The organism is Prauserella cavernicola (assembly GCF_016595675.1).
Classification (GTDB): Bacteria; Actinomycetota; Actinomycetes; order Mycobacteriales; family Pseudonocardiaceae; genus Prauserella_A; species Prauserella_A cavernicola.
The window spans coordinates 358445-374100 of the sequence record NZ_JAENJH010000005.1; the positions used below are offsets into that span (position 1 = coordinate 358445).

17 protein-coding genes and 1 riboswitch are annotated in these 15656 nt (G+C 72.6%); of the genes, 10 read left to right on the forward strand and 7 right to left on the reverse strand.

The features are described from left to right. Positions 1–13: 13 nt before the first annotated feature. Positions 14–310 (reverse strand): hypothetical protein, encoded by a 297-nt coding sequence (locus JHE00_RS22030; RefSeq protein WP_200321101.1) that lies wholly within the window; start codon positions 308–310, stop codon positions 14–16. A gap of 91 nt (positions 311–401) precedes the next feature. Between JHE00_RS22030 and JHE00_RS22035 the strand changes: the two genes are divergently transcribed. Both JHE00_RS22035 and JHE00_RS22040 read left to right on the forward strand, forming a co-directional pair. Beyond that, positions 402–623 carry a ribbon-helix-helix domain-containing protein gene (locus JHE00_RS22035; protein ID WP_200321103.1) on the forward strand — a complete coding sequence of 74 codons (222 nt, stop codon included), beginning with the start codon at positions 402–404 and terminating at the stop codon, positions 621–623. Then, the gene (locus JHE00_RS22040) at positions 623–970 is read left to right on the forward strand and encodes a type II toxin-antitoxin system PemK/MazF family toxin (protein ID WP_307832055.1); all 348 of its coding nucleotides are present in this window, start codon (positions 623–625) and stop codon (positions 968–970) included. Before JHE00_RS22035 ends, JHE00_RS22040 begins: the two co-directional genes overlap by 1 nt. Positions 971–989: 19 nt before the next feature. Here JHE00_RS22040 and JHE00_RS22045 read toward each other — a convergent pair whose 3' ends face one another. Further along, positions 990–1304 (reverse strand): DMT family transporter, encoded by a 315-nt coding sequence (locus tag JHE00_RS22045; protein WP_200321107.1) that lies wholly within the window; start codon positions 1302–1304, stop codon positions 990–992. Between the two features lie 37 nt (positions 1305–1341). Further along, a riboswitch (guanidine-III (ykkC-III) riboswitch) is annotated at positions 1342–1406 on the reverse strand. Between the two features lie 26 nt (positions 1407–1432). Next, positions 1433–1816: a hypothetical protein gene (locus JHE00_RS22050; protein WP_307832056.1), complete on the reverse strand. Its 384-nt coding sequence runs from the start codon at positions 1814–1816 to the stop codon at positions 1433–1435. 202 nt (positions 1817–2018) lie between these two features. On the opposite strand from JHE00_RS22050, the gene JHE00_RS22055 reads away from it, so the two are divergent. Beyond that, positions 2019–2798, forward strand: coding sequence for an alpha/beta fold hydrolase (locus JHE00_RS22055; protein WP_200321110.1), 780 nt, complete (start codon positions 2019–2021; stop codon positions 2796–2798). Between the two features lie 43 nt (positions 2799–2841). Here JHE00_RS22055 and JHE00_RS22060 read toward each other — a convergent pair whose 3' ends face one another. Beyond that, positions 2842–3339, reverse strand: a complete 498-nt coding sequence (locus JHE00_RS22060) for a DUF1269 domain-containing protein (protein WP_200321112.1) — start codon at positions 3337–3339, stop codon at positions 2842–2844. A gap of 185 nt (positions 3340–3524) precedes the next feature. On the opposite strand from JHE00_RS22060, the gene JHE00_RS22065 reads away from it, so the two are divergent. Beyond that, a complete protein-coding gene (locus tag JHE00_RS22065) occupies positions 3525–3977 on the forward strand; it encodes a DUF7144 family membrane protein (protein ID WP_200321115.1) in 453 nt (150 codons plus the stop codon). Between the two features lie 89 nt (positions 3978–4066). Here JHE00_RS22065 and JHE00_RS22070 read toward each other — a convergent pair whose 3' ends face one another. Then, on the reverse strand, positions 4067–4273 hold the full coding sequence (locus JHE00_RS22070) for a DUF8691 family protein (protein WP_200321117.1): 207 nt from the start codon (positions 4271–4273) through the stop codon (positions 4067–4069). Between the two features lie 240 nt (positions 4274–4513). Here JHE00_RS22070 and JHE00_RS22075 point away from each other — a divergent pair, with 240 nt between their 5' ends. Further along, positions 4514–5113, forward strand: a complete 600-nt coding sequence (locus JHE00_RS22075) for a potassium channel family protein (RefSeq protein ID WP_200321119.1) — start codon at positions 4514–4516, stop codon at positions 5111–5113. Between the two features lie 35 nt (positions 5114–5148). Further along, on the forward strand, positions 5149–5988 hold the full coding sequence (locus JHE00_RS22080) for a formylglycine-generating enzyme family protein (protein ID WP_200321121.1): 840 nt from the start codon (positions 5149–5151) through the stop codon (positions 5986–5988). On the opposite strand, the gene JHE00_RS22085 is transcribed toward JHE00_RS22080, so the two are convergent. Beyond that, positions 5981–8584: a winged helix-turn-helix domain-containing protein gene (locus JHE00_RS22085; RefSeq protein WP_200321123.1), complete on the reverse strand. Its 2604-nt coding sequence runs from the start codon at positions 8582–8584 to the stop codon at positions 5981–5983. The two genes, JHE00_RS22080 and JHE00_RS22085, sit on opposite strands and share 8 nt — an antisense overlap. A gap of 92 nt (positions 8585–8676) precedes the next feature. Next, on the reverse strand, positions 8677–11343 hold the full coding sequence (locus JHE00_RS22090) for a winged helix-turn-helix domain-containing protein (RefSeq protein WP_200321125.1): 2667 nt from the start codon (positions 11341–11343) through the stop codon (positions 8677–8679). Between the two features lie 196 nt (positions 11344–11539). Here JHE00_RS22090 and JHE00_RS22095 point away from each other — a divergent pair, with 196 nt between their 5' ends. From JHE00_RS22095 to JHE00_RS22115, 4 genes are all read left to right on the forward strand, one after another. Beyond that, entirely contained in the window at positions 11540–12010 is a 471-nt protein-coding gene (locus JHE00_RS22095; protein ID WP_200321127.1) for a DUF7144 family membrane protein, read from the forward strand. Beyond that, positions 12007–12264: a DUF8691 family protein gene (locus tag JHE00_RS22100; RefSeq protein ID WP_200321316.1), complete on the forward strand. Its 258-nt coding sequence runs from the start codon at positions 12007–12009 to the stop codon at positions 12262–12264. Before JHE00_RS22095 ends, JHE00_RS22100 begins: the two co-directional genes overlap by 4 nt. Before the next feature lie 28 nt (positions 12265–12292). Further along, positions 12293–13351 carry a methyltransferase domain-containing protein gene (locus JHE00_RS35910; RefSeq protein WP_307832058.1) on the forward strand — a complete coding sequence of 353 codons (1059 nt, stop codon included), beginning with the start codon at positions 12293–12295 and terminating at the stop codon, positions 13349–13351. Between the two features lie 218 nt (positions 13352–13569). Then, positions 13570–15594 carry a S9 family peptidase gene (locus tag JHE00_RS22115; RefSeq protein ID WP_200321128.1) on the forward strand — a complete coding sequence of 675 codons (2025 nt, stop codon included), beginning with the start codon at positions 13570–13572 and terminating at the stop codon, positions 15592–15594. Positions 15595–15656 lie beyond the last annotated feature (62 nt).

Here is a 15656-nt window from a genome sequence, read left to right on the forward strand (position 1 = left end):
GCGCACTCGCAGCTCAGGTCGATTGCTCCGCGGTGCGCCGCTCGATGAACGAGTCGGGCGCCGACTCGGGCACCTCGGTGCGCAGGTCGGAGTCCCGCAGCACCTCGCGCGCCTGCGCCTCCGGGTCGGCACTGCCCGCCGCTTCCTCCTCGGGCAGCAGCTCGGCACGGGTGTCGGCCCTGTGCTCGACGTCGTTGCGCTCGTCGAAGACCTCGGGCCGGTCCAGGTCATGCTCCCGGCGGACCGCGCGCTCGTCCTGCGCGGAGAGCTCCGTCTCGCCGAGGTCCAGTGGTTCGTGATCGCGAGCCATTCTCGCGGCTACCCCAGCGCGCGAGCGGCTAACCGGCGCCGCTGGGCTCCGACCTTTGCCACCACGTTCCCACCCCGGGTAGCATCGAAGTATGAAGATGAGTGTGAGCCTGCCCTCCGAGGACGTGGAGTTCCTCGACGACTACGCGCGCGAGCACGCCATCGGCTCCCGGTCGGCCGCACTGCACCGGGCCGTCGACCTGCTCCGCGCGGCCCAGCTCGGCGACGCCTACGCCGACGCGTGGGACGAATGGGAGCAGACCGGCGAGGCCTCGGTCTGGGAACCCGCCACCGCCGACGGCCTGTCGCGTTGATGCGCAGGGGAGACATCTACCTCGCCGACCTCGACCCTGCGCGCGGCGCGGAGACCAACAAACGCAGGCCCGTGGTGATCGTGAGCAACGACGGGGCCAACGCCACCGCCGAGCGGCTGCGCCGCGGGGTCGTCACCGTCGTGCCGGTCACGTCCAACACGGCGCGCGTGTACCCGTTCCAGTTGCTGCTGCCCGAGGGCGAAGCCGGACTCGACCACGACTCCAAGGCACAGGCCGAACAGGTGCGCTCCATCGCCGTGCAGCGGCTCGGCGCGAAGCTCGGCCGCCTCAACCCGAGGCTGGTGCAGGCGCTCGACGACGCCTTGCGCCTGCACCTCGGCCTCTGAGTACCCCTGACCGCGAGGGTCAGTGGAGGAACTTCAACCCGGCGACACCGGCGACGATCAGCACGAGACACGTGATCCGGGCCGTGGAGACGGGATCACCCATCGCCACCATGCCGTAGATGGCCGTGCCGATCGCACCGATGCCGACCCACACCGCGTAGCCCGTGCCGACGGGCACCGTGCGCAGCGCGTAGCCGAGACCGGCCATGCTGATGACGAGAGCAACGAGAAACACGATGCTGGGCACGAGCTTGGACAGCCCGCGCGACGCGCTGAGCGCCGCCGCCCACACGGTTTCGAACAAGCCGGACACAATGAGCGCGACCCACGCCATGACGATCCTTTCGCAGTAATGCGTTGACAGCTACATCACTGCGTCGTCTTGGCATGACCGGGTACGACGCGCTCGTCCGGGACCGTGAACCACACGGCCGAGATCCACGCTAGCACGCACTACGCGCGCTACAACCGGAAAGCGGCGCAGGACACCGCCACGTAGGAACGCTGCGGAGCGCGCCACGCCACCTCGGCCCAGCGGTTGTCGGTCACCTGCGCGCCGTTCGCGCCGACACAGCTGTAGACGCCGCCCTCGACGTAGGGGCCACAGGGCTGGTCCTTCGACGCGTGCGCGCACGTCGTGTAGTTGGCGCAGGTGAGCGTGATCAGGGCCGTCGAGGAGACGTCGGGGCCGGATCTGACGTTGAGCTTGCAGGCGTTCTGCCCGGACGCGTGCACGAGCGCCGGAGCGGGATCCGGTTCCGCCGCGCTGGCCGAGGGGCCTGCCACCAGCAGACCGGCCAGCGCCGCGCAGACGACGAAAACGGGAGCACGAAAGGAAAAACGCACGAAAGGCCTCCACAGCCGAACGATCAAGGACCTCACAGAGGGTATCGAAATCAAGACCCTCTGCGATCACACGATCAGGGGAGAGATCAGGGGGCCGGTACGCGGAATTGGACTACACCGCCGCCCCGTGAGGACGCGCACTGAAAAACCCCTGTCGCGTCGTACTTTTCCACGCGCTCACCCGAGGACAAGACTGTCGGTTATGGACTTCGACATCACCCGGCATGGCAACGGCGAACCAGTCGTGTTCGTGCACGGCGGCGGTGCGGCCGACGAGTTCCTGCCCCTGCTGCACGAACCGGCGCTCGAGCGGTTCCGGCTGATCTCCTACCGCCGCAGGGGATACGGCTACGCCGGCTACACCGGTCCGGTCTCCGTGGAGCAGCACGCCGCCGACTGCGCCGCGGTGCTCACCAAGGCGGGTGTGGACCGCGCACACGTGGTGGGCAAGTCCTTCGGAGCCCTCGTCGCGCTGCAGCTGGCCGCCGACGAGCCGAACCTCGTGCACAGCCTCACCCTGCTCGAGCCGACGCTGGCCGCGGTGCCGAGCGGGCCGCAGCTGCTGCGCGGGCTGGCTCCCGTCGCGCAGCTGTACCGCGACGGAGATCCCGGCGGCGCCGTGCACGCCTACCTCACCGCCGTGTGGGGCGTCGACTGGCGCGCCGAGTTCCACCGCGCCGTGCCGGGCGGGCCGAAACAGGCCGAGCGCGACGCGGCCGGCCTGTTCGAGTCCGACCTGCCGCAGCTGGCGTCGTGGGCGCTGCCGGCGGAGCTGTCGCAGCCGGTGCTGCACGTGCTCGGCACGCAGAGCAGCCCCGTCTTCGCCGAGGGCAGGGACCTGCTCGCCGCACGGCTGCCGCAGCTGGAGGTCGCCGTGCTGCCGGGACTCAACCACCTGCTGCAGCTCCGCGATCCCGCCCGCGTCGCGGCGGTCGTGGCGGGGTTCCTGCACCACCATCCGATGGAGGTCGCCGCGCGCTGAGGGCCACCCCGGCCGGGGTGGCCCTCAGGTACCTCGCGCGGAGCTACACGACCTCGGTCTCCGAGAACGCCTCGCGCAGCCGAACCTCCTGCTCGCTGGACAGGTTCGTCGAGATCAGCGTGGCGCCGCTGCCCTTGAACTCCTCCAGCACCTTGTCCACCACCGCCTGCGACGACATCAGGAACAGCGCCGAGGTGCCCGGCGTGACGTTCTCGCGCACCTCTCGGATGAAGTCGTCGTCGATGCCGACATCGGTCATCGCGCCGGTCGCCGCGCCCACGGCCGCGCCGACGGCCAGTCCGAGCAGCGGCACGAAGAAGAGCAGCCCGAACAGCAGGCCCCAGAAGCTTCCGCCGAGCGCCCCCATCCCGGCGAGGTGGTGGAGCTGTTTCGTCTTCGGCTTCTTCTGACCCTCTGGCCAGTAGACGTAGGCCGCGTCGTTGATCTGGATCAGCTGCTCCTTCTGCAGCCGCTCCAGTTTCGCCAGCGCGTCGGCGGCCCCGTCGGCCGAGTCGAACTTCCACACCGTGAAGGTGCCCATTTCCCTGCCTCCTCGAAGTCCATCGGCCCGTCGCGTACCGGGCCCGCCACAGCACTGTCCTGGCCCGCGAGACAGGAGGGCATCACCCGGCGCGGGCGACGTTCATCCTTCACGGATGAGGTGTGGCCGGGCGCCGGCGTGACGATGAGAGTGCAAGCCGGCCGCCTCAGCAGAAGGAGAAGGCCATGGCCGAATATTCGCACTCCGCACGGGACGCCACCCGCGACAGCTACACCACCGGCTGGAGCGGCTGGACCGGCTGGGTCATCTTCGCCGGAGTCATGCTGGTCCTGGTCGGATTCTTCCAGGCGATCGAGGGTCTCGTGGCGCTCTTCGACGACGGGTACTACCTGGTCGGTTCCAACGGCCTCGTCGTGGACGTCAACTACAACACCTGGGGCTGGGTGCACCTCGGCGTCGGCGTGGTGGCCGTGCTCACCGGGCTCGGGCTGATGACGGGCAACCGCCTGGCCCGTGTCGTCGGTGTGGTGCTCGCCGTGGGCAGCGCGGTGCTGAACCTCGCCTTCATCGCGGCCTACCCGGTCTGGTCGACCGTGGTCATCGCCATCGACGTCGTGGTGATCTACGCGATCGTCGTGCACGGCAGGGAGCTGGAACGCGACAAGGTCGGAGTCTGAAGCCCCCAGAGGTTGCCCGACACACTGCGGTGAAGGGCACCTTTACTGCGTTGAACGCAGTAAAGGTGCCCTTCACCGCGGTTGGCGCGTCAGCCGGGTACGGGGCGCGCCGAGACCACCATGACGCCCAGTGCTTGTAGCTGGGCGAGGATTCCGTGCAGCTGCGCGTCGTCCACGACGTCGCCGTCGATGATCGTCTGCGGCGGTTCCTCCGAGATCCGCATCCCCGGAAAGGCGCTCCTGCCCTCCTCGGAGAGCCTGCCCTCGACCCGGAACTCGTACCGCGTCCCCGCCATCGCTCCACCGTCGCTCCGCCGCACCGGCGAGCCATCGCCCGGCGGGGGTGAGCCCGCCGGCGCACCCGGATCACCCCGGGCGGGTGACGACCCGTGCGGTGCCGCGATGTTTGCGTGTCGGTGCCGCCCGGTGCGAGGTGGAGGGCCGGAGCGGCGTTGCGGGGAGGGGGTGCCGGGTGCGGCGCAGCGATCGGGCGCCGCACCCGGTACGCGTGCCAGGCCGAAGCCACGGAGCAGCCGATGAAGCAACGTCGGCCGGAGGCGGTCGCTCGAATCCGCCGGATCGCGCTGGGACTGGCGCGGTCGATCGTGGCGGTGGCGCTGCTCATGACCGCGTACTACCTCGCTCCGCTCGACACGACGCCGGACGTGGGCACGTGGATCGGCTTCGTCGCTGCACTCGGCGCGGTCGCGCTGATGTTCGCCGTCCAGGTTCGGGCCATCCTGGACTCCGACATGCCGCGACTCCGCGGGGTCGAGACCATGCTGGTGGGGCTCGTCCTGCTGCTGTTGCTGTTCGCGGCCGCCTACACGGTGATGTCCAACGCCGATTCCGCGAACTTCGACGAGCCGCTGACGCGCAGCGATTCCCTGTACTTCACGGTGACGGTGTTCGCGACGGTCGGCTTCGGCGACATCGTGCCCGTCAGCGAAACCGCCAGGCTGATCACGACCGGCCAGATGGTGGTGGGCCTGATCGCGCTGGGCCTGGTGGCGAAGATCGTGCTGAGCGCCGTGCAGCTCGCCGTGCAGCGCCGGGCGCACACCGACAAGAACGGGCACGACAACGACGACACCGACGGGCACGGTGAGGACGGCGAACCCATCTCGGGTGGGTGAGGGCGGCGCGTGCGCGGCCGCGTCACCATCCGGGCATGACCCAGCAGCTCGAGGTACGCGCCGCGGACGAGTTGCGGCTGCTGCGGGAGGCCTCGTTCACGATGGGCTCGGCCGAGCGGTTTCCCGGCGAGCAGCACGATCCGCCGAGGATCAAGCGGGTGCCGTCGTTCCGGATCTCGCCGAGAGCGGTGTGCAACGACGAGTTCGCCGTGTTCGTGGCCGAGACCGGATACCTCACGACCGCGGAGCGCGACGGCTGGTCGTTCGTCTTCGAGAGCATGCTGCCGCCGGGCCATCCGCCGACCGAGCCCTATCCCGGCGCGCCGTGGTGGCGGCGGGTGCCGGGCGCCACCTGGCACCGTCCCGAGGGGCCAGGCTCCACGCTGGCCACCAGGGGCATCCATCCCGTGGTGCACGTGTCCTGGCTCGACGCCCGCGCCTACTGCCGGTGGGCCGGGGGCAGGCTGCCCAGCGAGGTGGAGTGGGAGTACGCGGCGCGGGGCGGCCTGCACGGCGCGCGCTACCCGTGGGGCGACGAGCTCACGCCCGGCGGCGAACACCGCATGAACGTCTTCCAGGGCCGGTTTCCGCGGCACGACACCGGGGCCGACGGCTTCGTCGGCACCGCGCCGGTCACCGCCTTTCCCGCCAACGGCCACGGGCTGCACAACATGGCGGGCAACGTGTGGGAGTGGTGCGTGAACCGGTTCGGCGCGACACGGCCGGGCAAACGGGCACTACGGGGCGGTTCCTACCTGTGCCACCCGTCCTACTGCCGCGGATACCGGTGCGCGGCGCGCAGCGCGTGCACGCCGGCCACGAGCGCGGGCAACATCGGATTCCGGCTGGCCGCCGACGTCGCGCGCCTCAGGTGAGGCCGCGCTCGCGGGCCGCCACCACGGCGGCGCGCCGGTTGTTGACGCCGAGCTTGCCGTAGATCGCGCGGACGTGGGTCTTCACGGTGTTCACCGAGACCGAGAGCCCGCTGGCGACCTCGGACAGCGACTGGTGCGTACCGAGTCGCGCGAGCACGACGTGCTCCCGTCCGGTGAGCAGTCCCTCGGCGTGCGCGCTCTCGAGTTCGGCGAGCGCGCGGTGCACGCGTTCGGCGAACGGCTCCGCGTGGGCGAAGCCGCCCAGCTGGTCGGCGAGCAGCTGGCGCACCGAGGCGTCGGCCAACGCGAACGGCCGGATCAGTGCCTGCCGTTCCGCGAGCGTGAGCGCGTCGCCGAGGCAGCGCCGCGCCCGAGTGCGCTCGCCCGCGCGCAGCGCGAGCTCGGTCTCCAGCACCAGCGCCTCGACCGCGGTGAGCCCGCTCAGCACCGAGGGCGCCGTCGCCGCCTCGCGCGCCGCGCGCCTGGCCGCGTCGGGCTCACCGCGCGCGGCGTGCGCCCACGCCGCCAGCAGCGCGCACTCCCCTGGCGCCGCGGTGCGCGACCGCAGCCACGTGCCGACGTCGGGCGGCTCGTGGCCGAGCGTCATGGCGGCGCGGTACTCCAGCAGCGTCGTCAGCGCGGCGGCCTGCGGCGGCAGCGTCACGTCGCCGAGCTCGCCTCGCGCGCCGCGCAGCCCCCGCAGTCCCTCGGTGTGGTGGCCCTCGTCGGACAGGGCCGCGCCCCGCAGTGCTCCGGTGAGGTGCCGCAGCCTCGCCTGTGGCACCTCGCCCACTGCGGCGGCGGCCACGCCCGCGTGCCCCAACGCCGCGGCGGGCTCCGCCGCGAGCAGCGCCGCGAAGCCGAGCATCAGGTGCGCTGGCGCGAGCAGCGGCGTGCCGCGCCAGTCGTGCTCGGCGGCGATCGCGACCGCTTCGGCGCACCACTGCCGCATCGCCGGGTAGTCGCCGTCCAGCGCCGCGGCCGCGCCGAGCGCGGTGAGGCAGTGCGTGGCGAGGTAGCTCAGGCCGCGTTCGCGCGACGCCCGCAGCGCGGCCGACAGTTCCCGGCGCGCGGCGATGGTCTCGCCCTCGAACAGCAGGCCGCCGCCCTTCACGAGCCCGGCCCACGGCAGCGCGGAGGAGACGGGTAGCTCCTCCTGGTCCACCGGGCCAGGAGGACGGCCGCAGACGAGCGCGTGGGTGGCGAGCACGAGGCGCCACAACGCGCCCAGCTCGGCACCGGCGTCGGCCGGCCACGCCGCCTCGCTGTCGGCCAGCGCCGACTCGGCCGCGTCCAGCTCCCCCGCCTCCACGTGCGCGAGCGCGGCGACGAGGCTGAGCCACGCGTCGCCTCGCACCCGCGGGGCCCCGGCGGCGGCGAGCCCGTCGAACACCGCCGCCAGGTCCCCCCGCAACAACAGCTCCACCGCCTGCACGCGGAGCATGTCCGCCACGATCTCGCCGTCCTCGGTGCGGCCGGCGTGCTCGAGTGCCTCGTGCGGGCTCGCGTGCGAGGCGTACCAGAGCGCGGCGGTGGTGTGCAGCGCCACGACCTCCTCCGGCGCCTGCCGCCGCAGCCCCGCCCGCAGGTGTTCCCGCAGCAGCGGGTGGACCCGGTACCACGGCTGGGGCGAGGGCGCGGCCGTCACGAGCGCGTCGTTGTCTGCGAGCTCGTCGAGCAGCATTCCCGCGTCACTGCGCCGCGACAGCGCGCCGGCCAGCGGTGGCGTCACCGTGTCGCAGACGCTGATGGCGCGCAGGAAGTCCCGCACGTCGGCGGCGAGCCCGTCGAGCACCTCGCCGCCGAGGTAGTCGGCGACGGCCCTGTCCTCGACGACGAACCCGGCGAGAAAGGCCTCCCGGTCGGGCGCGGCCGGCAGCGACCTGGCCGCGAGCCGCAGGCCGGCGACCCAGCCATCGGTCTGCTCGACGAGCCCGGCGAGCTGCTCGTCGTCGAGCACGACACCGGCCGCGCGCAACAGCGCATCCGCCTCGTCTGCGCCGAAGCGCAGCTCGGCCGCGGTGAGGTCGGTGAGGCGGCCCTGCACCCGCAGCCGTGCGAGCGGCAGTGGCGGGTCCCTGCGCCCGGCGAGCACGAGCGACAACGTCGCCGGCTGATGCCGGACGAGCGTGGCCAGCCCGTGCAGGGTGGCGACCCCGGTGAGCTCGTGGACGTCGTCGAGGACGAGGCACACCTCGCGGGGCAGCGCGTCGAGCGCGTCGACCACGTCGGCGACGAAGCTCGCCGCGTCGTCACCACGTCGGGGGCGCAGCGTTCGCAACGCGCTGTCCGGCGGCACGGCGGCACACTGCGACAGCGCGCTCAGCACGGCGGAGAAGAACCGGTCGGGATCGTTGTCGTCGTCATCGAGCGAGACCCAGGCCGTGCGCGACTGGTCGCCCGCCCGCGCCCAGTCGGCGAGCAGCAGCGTCTTGCCGTACCCGGCGGGCGCGCACACCGTCGTCACCGGGGTGCGGCCGATTCGCTCGCGCAGCGCGATCCGCTGAACGAAGTCGCGCGGCAACGCGGGGACGTCGAACTTGGCCCGGGACAACCACCAAGGCCTCGGTGCTCCGTCGTGGCTGTTCGGCTCCACGCACAAAAGCCTAGGCAGGGGACGGGAAAACTCCAGTGGCGTCGGTCCCTAGCGCGTAGGGCCGAACGCCTCACCGGGTCGCTGGCCACGTGCTAACCGCCGTTCGGGTCAACCATCCACAATGGATCCCCAGCGACCTCCAGCAGTCCGCGCTCCACGGCGACGGCGACCGCGTCGCGACGCCTGCGCACCCCGAGCTTGGTGTAGATGGCCCGCACGTGGGTCTTGACAGTGTTGGGCGAGACCGTGAGGTCCTCGGCGATCTCGTCGAACGACCGCAGCGTCGGCAACAGCCGCAGCACACTGCGCTCGCGCTCCGTGAGCGGAGCCGACACCGGCGCGGTGCGCAGCGCCCTGCGGGTGGCGAGCACGTGCTCCGCGAACCCCTGCGCGGCACCGAGCCTGCCCAGCAGGCGGGTCAGCAGCTCCACCACGTCGGGCCCCGCCGACACGAGCGGGAACCCCACGCCGAGCGACTCGGCCAGCGCGAGCGCGCGCTCCAGCGCCTTGCGCGCGCGAACCGGTTCGCCCGCGTGCAGCGCGATCCCGGCCTCGACGACCCTGGCCTCGACACCCGACCACGGCAGCGCCAGCGCCACCCGCTCCTCCACCAGCGGACGCAGCAGCTGTGTGGCCGCGTCGTGCCTGCCGAGCGCGAGCTGGGCCCTGGCGCGCAGCAGTGCGAGCTCCCCGTGCCCGGCGAGTGGTTCCTGGCACCACAGCACCACGTCGCGCGCGGCCTCGGTCCAGCCGAGCAACAGCGCGGCGCGCTGCTCCAGCACCGCGCACAACGCGACCCGCTCGGCCGGCAGCGCCCCGGCTGGCGCCGCGAGCCGGGCCGCGCCCATCCTGCGCAGACCGCCCGCGCGCTCGCCGAGTTCGAACTCACCCGCGCCCAGCAGCGTCTCCGCGAGCCCACACGGACTCGTCTCCCCCGCGACGGAGCGGGTCGCCACCAGCTGTTCGGCCCTGCCCGCGTGGTGCACGCAGTCGCGGGGATCGGCGCGCAGCAGGGCGCCGTAGGCGAGCAGCACACAGGCCGTCACGCCCGGCACGGTCTCCTCCCACCGGCGCGCGACGGTGCGGCCGTCGGCCTCCGCGGCGAAGCGGTCCATCGCGCGGTAGTCGCCGCCCGTGGCCGCGATCGCGGCGAGTTGGGTGAGGCACTGCGTCACCACGTAGTCCTGGCCCGCCTCCCGCGCCTGCTCGAGCGCGGTTCGCACATGCGCCCGCGCCTCGTCCGTGCGGCCTCGCGCGAGCAGCACGGCTCCCTGGTGCGACGACGCGAACGCGGCGAGTTCTGGCTCCCTGCCGGGATCGAGGTGGTCGTCCGCGCGCGCGAGGGCCTCGGCGTCACCGGAGAGCTGCGCCCGCCGCGAGCGCACGAGCGCGCGCAACGGCTCCAGCCCGGGGTCGCGGTCCGGCTCGGTGTCATAGCTCCGCGCCGCGGCGAGGTCGCCCTTTTCCAGCTCCAGCAAGGCGGAGACCAGTGAGGCAGGGCCGCGCCGGACGACCGTGCGCTCACCGAGCGCGGCCAGTGCCCTGCGCAGCGCCTCGTGCTCGCCCGCCAGTGCGAGGCCGACCGCATCCCGGCGCAGCAGCGCCAGAATCCTCGCCTCGCCGTGTGCCCTGGTGGCGTGGGCCAGCGCGAGCACGGGGGCGCCGTTGCCCTCGAACCAGTCCGCCGCGATGCCGTGCAGCTCCTGCGCCAGCGCCGGGCTCCGCCTGCGCAGATCGCCCAGCAGGTGCGTGCGCACGAGTGTGTGCAGCCGGTACCAGCGCCGATCGGAGCCGACCCGGACCGCGAGTGCGAGCTGACGATCGAGGTGCTCGAGCAGCGCACCAGCGTCGGACCGGCCGGACAACGCGCCGGCCAGCCCCACCGTCACGCGGTCGCAGACGCTGATGGTGCGCAGGAACTCGCGCAGGTCACCCGGCAGGTGCGACAGCACCTCGTCCACGAGGTACTCGGCCATCGCGCGGTCGTTCTCCGCGAACCCGGCGAGGAACCGGTCAGGGTCCTCGGCCCGGCTCAACGACGTCGCCGCCAGCCGCAGGCCCGCCGCCCAGCCCTCGGTCTGCTCGACGAGCCGCCGCCGCTGCGCGGCGCTCAGGTCGACGTCGGCCGACTCCAGCAGCGCGCGGGCCTCGTCGAGTGAGAACCGCAGCTCGTGCGCCCTGATCTCGGTGAGCTGGTCCTGCAGGCGCAGCCGCGCCAGCGGCAATGGCGGGTCGTACCGGCTCGCGAGCACCAGCCGCAGGCCGGCCGGAGGGTGTCGCAACAACGTGGCCAGCCCGCGCAACGGCTGCGGATCGGTCACCTCGTGCACGTCGTCGAGCACCAGCCACACCGGCACCGGCAGCTCGTCGAGCGCGTTCAGCACCTCGGCGAGGAACCCGGGATCGGCGCTCGGGCGCAACGGCGCCGACAGCGACCGCAACGAGCTGTCGGCGGGCACCGCGGGGCAGCGGGCGAGCGACTCCAGCACCGCGGTCCAGAACCTGCGGTCCTCGTTGTCGTCGGCGTCGAGCGAGACCCACGCCGTCACACCGACTCCGGTGCGGCGCGCCCAATCCGCGAGCAGGTAGGTCTTGCCGGAGCCCGCGGGCGCGCAGACGAGCGTGGCCACGGTGTCGCCCGCGTGGCTCAGCAGCATCAGCAACCGGGGCCGGGAGACCAGCAGCGGCGGTGCCTCCGGCACGGTCAGCTTGACCCGCGGCACCCGTCGCCGACCGTCGCCCAGCTGCGCGTCCGGCATCCGCACCTCCAGGTGGAAAGCCCGCCCAGCCCATCTACTGTCGCACCCCGCGGGCCCGTTCGCCAGAGCCGTTTTCCCTGCTGAGAAACGCAAAGTGACTCGATCTCACCCGGGGCGGGCGAAGTGCGGCCCGCCGGTGCGGGCACACCGTGGCGGCAGGTGGGCAGCCCTGCCCGCACCAAGCCTGGAGTGGATCATGCGCCTGCACTCACGTTCGGGGGCGAGTACCGCGACGGAGGTCCCGCCGACGCGGAAGGCACCCGAGGAGACCGGTTCGCGCAGCGTGTGGACGAACTGGATCGCCTTCGCCGCGGTGCTGATGGTCGTGACCGGAGCCTTCAACGTCATCAGCGGTCTGGTCGCCCTGCTGAACGACGACTACTACCGGCTGGGGTCGCAGGGGTTGCTGGTGTTCAACCTGACGGCGTGGGGCTGGATCAACCTCATCCTCGGCGGACTGGTGCTGCTCACCGGCCTGGCACTGTTCAGCGGAGCCGAGTGGGCCGGCATCTCGGCGGTGTTCCTGCTGGCGCTCAACGCGCTCGCGATGCTCGCGTTCCTGCCGGCGCAGCCGGTGTGGGGAGTGATCATCATCGTCCTCGACGTCGTGATCATCTACGCCCTGGTGGCCCACGGCGACGACGCGCGCGAGCGCCAGTGGTGGTGAGAGCGAGGCACCGGTACGAGTTCCGGGTGAGCGGGCGCCTCTCCGACCGCGTCGAGGAGGTGCTGCGGGAACTCGGCGGCACCGAACCGGACGACGTGCGGGTGGAGCCGACCCCGCCGGAGACGGTGATCTACGGCCGCGCCGGAGACGCGACCGAACTCACCGAGCTCCTGGAGCTGCTGCAGAACCTGGGCCTGCACATCGTGTCGGTCCAGCGCGTCCCCGGACCACGGCCCGGCGAAGCGCCGCGGTGAGCCCGGATTCGCGGTTAGTGTTGGGCTCATGGCTGAACGCGACGTCGCCCAGGAGTTCCGGAGTGCTGTCGAGGCAGGCGACCTCGATGCCGCGCTTGCGCTGTTCGACCCGGAAATCCGGTTCTTCAGCCCGGTGAAGTGGCGGCCGTTCGAGGGCATCGACGCCGTGTCGGCGCTGTTTCGCGTGCTGCTGCGCACCTTCGAGAACTTCCGCTACACCGGGCAGTTCGCCGGTCGCGCCCAGGAAGGCGACGGCGGAGCCGAGACCGAGAGCCACATCCTGCAGTTCCGCTGCGCCGTCGGCGGCAAGCAGGTGGAGGGCATGGACCTGCTGCAGCTGGGCGAGAACGGGCTGGTGTCCACGTTCACCGTGCTGCTCCGGCCCGCCTCGGCCCAGCAGGCCGTGAGCGAGGCCGTGTACCGCGGCCTGCTCGCCGACGGCGTCCTGCCCGCCGAGGGACGCCGGACGGTGCCGAAGACCGACTTCGACTCCGCCTACACCGAGGAGTGGGCGCCCTGGATCATCGGCGAACCGCAGCCCGCCGTGGTGCGGCTGGAGCGCGACGGCTGGATCACCGGCGCCGTGCTGGACCCCGGCTGCGGCACCGGCGAGCACACGATCCACCTCGCCCGGCTCGGCTACGACGTGCGCGGCATCGACTTCTCACAGCCCGCCGTCGACCGGGCGCGCGCCAACGCGAAGGCGCACGGCGTGCGGGCCCGGATCGACGTGGCCGACGCGCTGCACCTGGGCACCGAGCCGCGCTACGACACCGTGGTGGACAGCGCGCTGTTCCACGTGTTCGGCGACGCCGACCGCGCCGCCTACGTCGCCAGCCTGCACGCCGCGTGCGTGCCGGGCGCCCGGGTGCACGTGCTCGCGCTGTCCGACACCGAGCCCGGCCTCGGCCCGCGCATCTCGGACTCGGTGCTGCGCGACGCGTTCGGCGAGGGCTGGGAGCTCGAGGCCCTCGAACCCGCGCGGTACCGCGTGACGCTGCGCGACGAGGACGCCGACCGCCTCGGCCTGCCGCCCGGCAAGACCGCCGACATGGCCGCCTGGCTCGCCAGGGCGCGCCGGGTGTGAACCCGGATGTGAGGGGAAGTGCTCGCCGCGGATCCGCGAGGCCGACGTACGTGGCGCGATGACCGCGCTCGCGGCCGCGGGCAAGGTTTCACACGTGGTTCACGCTGGAACACCGCACATTCACTGATCAAAACGTCCCTTGTGGACAGTTGGCGATGTACGGGTGGTCTTTGCGAAAATCTTCCCACACGCCCGGACGCGGGGTGTAGGAAAGCGAGATGGCCACCATCGACCCGTACTCCGATCTCGATGCCTTCGCCGCCCTGCCCCGGCTCGGTGAGCTGGCGCTCTCGCCCGACGGCCACAGGCTCGTCGTCGGGGTGTCGACACCGGAGCGGGGCCGCCACCGCTACAGCACGGCGCTGTGGGAGCTCGACCCGTCCTGCGAGTCGCCCGCCCGCAGACTGACCAGGAGCGACGACGGCGAGTCGGCACCCGCGTTCACGCCCTCCGGCGATCTGCTGTTCCTCTCGGCGAGACCCGGCTCGGGAGGCGATCCCGACGTCGCGGCGCTGTGGCTGCAGCCCGCCGCGGGCGGCGACGCCAGGGTGGTCGCCGCACTGCCCGGCGGCGTCACGGGCGTGGTCGTGGGCGCCGACGGCACCCTGGCTGCCGGATCGGCGATGCTGCCCTCGGCCTCCGCGACCGCGGAGGACCGGCGGCTGCGCGCGGCCCGCGAGGACGCGGGCGTCGCGGCGATCCTGCACGAGCAGCCCCAGGTGCGGTTCTGGGACCGCGATCTCGGCCCCGCCCGCACGCGGCTGTTCGCCGCGAGCCCCGGCGGCACCGTCCCCGAGAACGGGCTCGGCCTGCGCGACCTCACCGGGCACGTCGGGTCGGCGCTGGCAAGCGAATGCACCTGGGACCTCACCCCGGACGGCCGCACGGTGGTCACGGCCTGGGCGGTGCCGGAACCCGGTGGCTCGGAGCGGCTCACGCTCGTGGCGATCGACATCGCGACCGGCGAACGCACCACGCTCGCCGACGACCCGGACCACGACTACGCCGCGCCCAGGGTCTCGCCCGACGGCACGCTCGTGGCCGTCGAGGTGCGGCAGCGCTTCACCATCGACCACCCCGGCGACCGGTGGCTCGGCGTGCTGCCGCTCGACGGCGGCGACTCTCGTGTGCTCGCGCGGGACTGGGACCGCTGGCCCAAAGCACCGCGCTGGACGCCGGACGGCACGGCACTGATCGTCGTCGCCGACGAGCACGGCCGCGCGCCCCTGTGGCGCGTGGACCTCGCCACCGGCCGGCACACGCGGCTCACGCCCGATCACGGTGCCTACACCGACCTCGCGGTGGCACCCGACGGGCACTGGGGCTACGCGCTGCGCTCGGCCGTGGACAGCCCGCCCGCACCGGTCAGGGTCGCGCTCGACGGCTCGGGCACCGTGCAGCCCCTGCTCGGCCCCGCCGAGGCGCTCGGGCTCAGCGTCGCCCCGGTGGGCAGGCTCGAGGAGGTCAGCACCACAGCGGCCGACGGCGCCACCGTCCGCGCGTGGCTGGCGCTGCCCGACCACGCCGACGAGCCGCTGCCGTTGCTGCTGCAGATCCACGGCGGGCCCGTGATGTCGGCCAACGTGTGGACGTGGCGCTGGAACCCGTGGGTCCTGGTGGCCCGCGGGTACGCGGTGCTGATGCCCGACTACGCGCTCTCGACCGGCTACGGCACGGACTTCATCCGGCGCGGCTGGGGCGAATGGGGCGGCACGCCGTACACGGATCTGATGTCGATCACCGACGCCGTACAGCAACGCCCCGACATCGACGCCTCCCGCAGCGCCGCCATCGGCGCCTCCTACGGCGGCTACATGGTGAACTGGATCGCCGGGCACACCGACCGGTTCGACGCGATCGTCACGCTCGCCTCGATCTGGGCGATGGACCAGACGCTCGCGACCACCGACACGCCGTCGGTGTGGGCGCGGGAGATGACCGCGCGCGCCGCGCGCGCTAACTCGCCACACCGCTTCGCCGACGCCATCACCACGCCGATGCTCGTCGGGCACGGCGACCTCGACTACCGCGTGCCCATCGGCGAGGGGCTGCGGCTGTGGTGGGACCTCGCCTCCCGGTCGGAGACCGCCGACATGGGCCCGCACAAGTTCCTCTACTTCCCCGACGAGGGGCACTGGATCCTCAAACCGAGCCACTCGACACTCTGGTACGAGACGATGCTCGCCTTCCTCGACCACCACGTGCTCGGGCGGGAATGGCGCCGCCCCGCACTGCTCGGCTGACGCCGTTGACTCTGTTGACCTTGCCCCTGGGGGAAGCCGCACGGTGGGTCCACCACAACGAG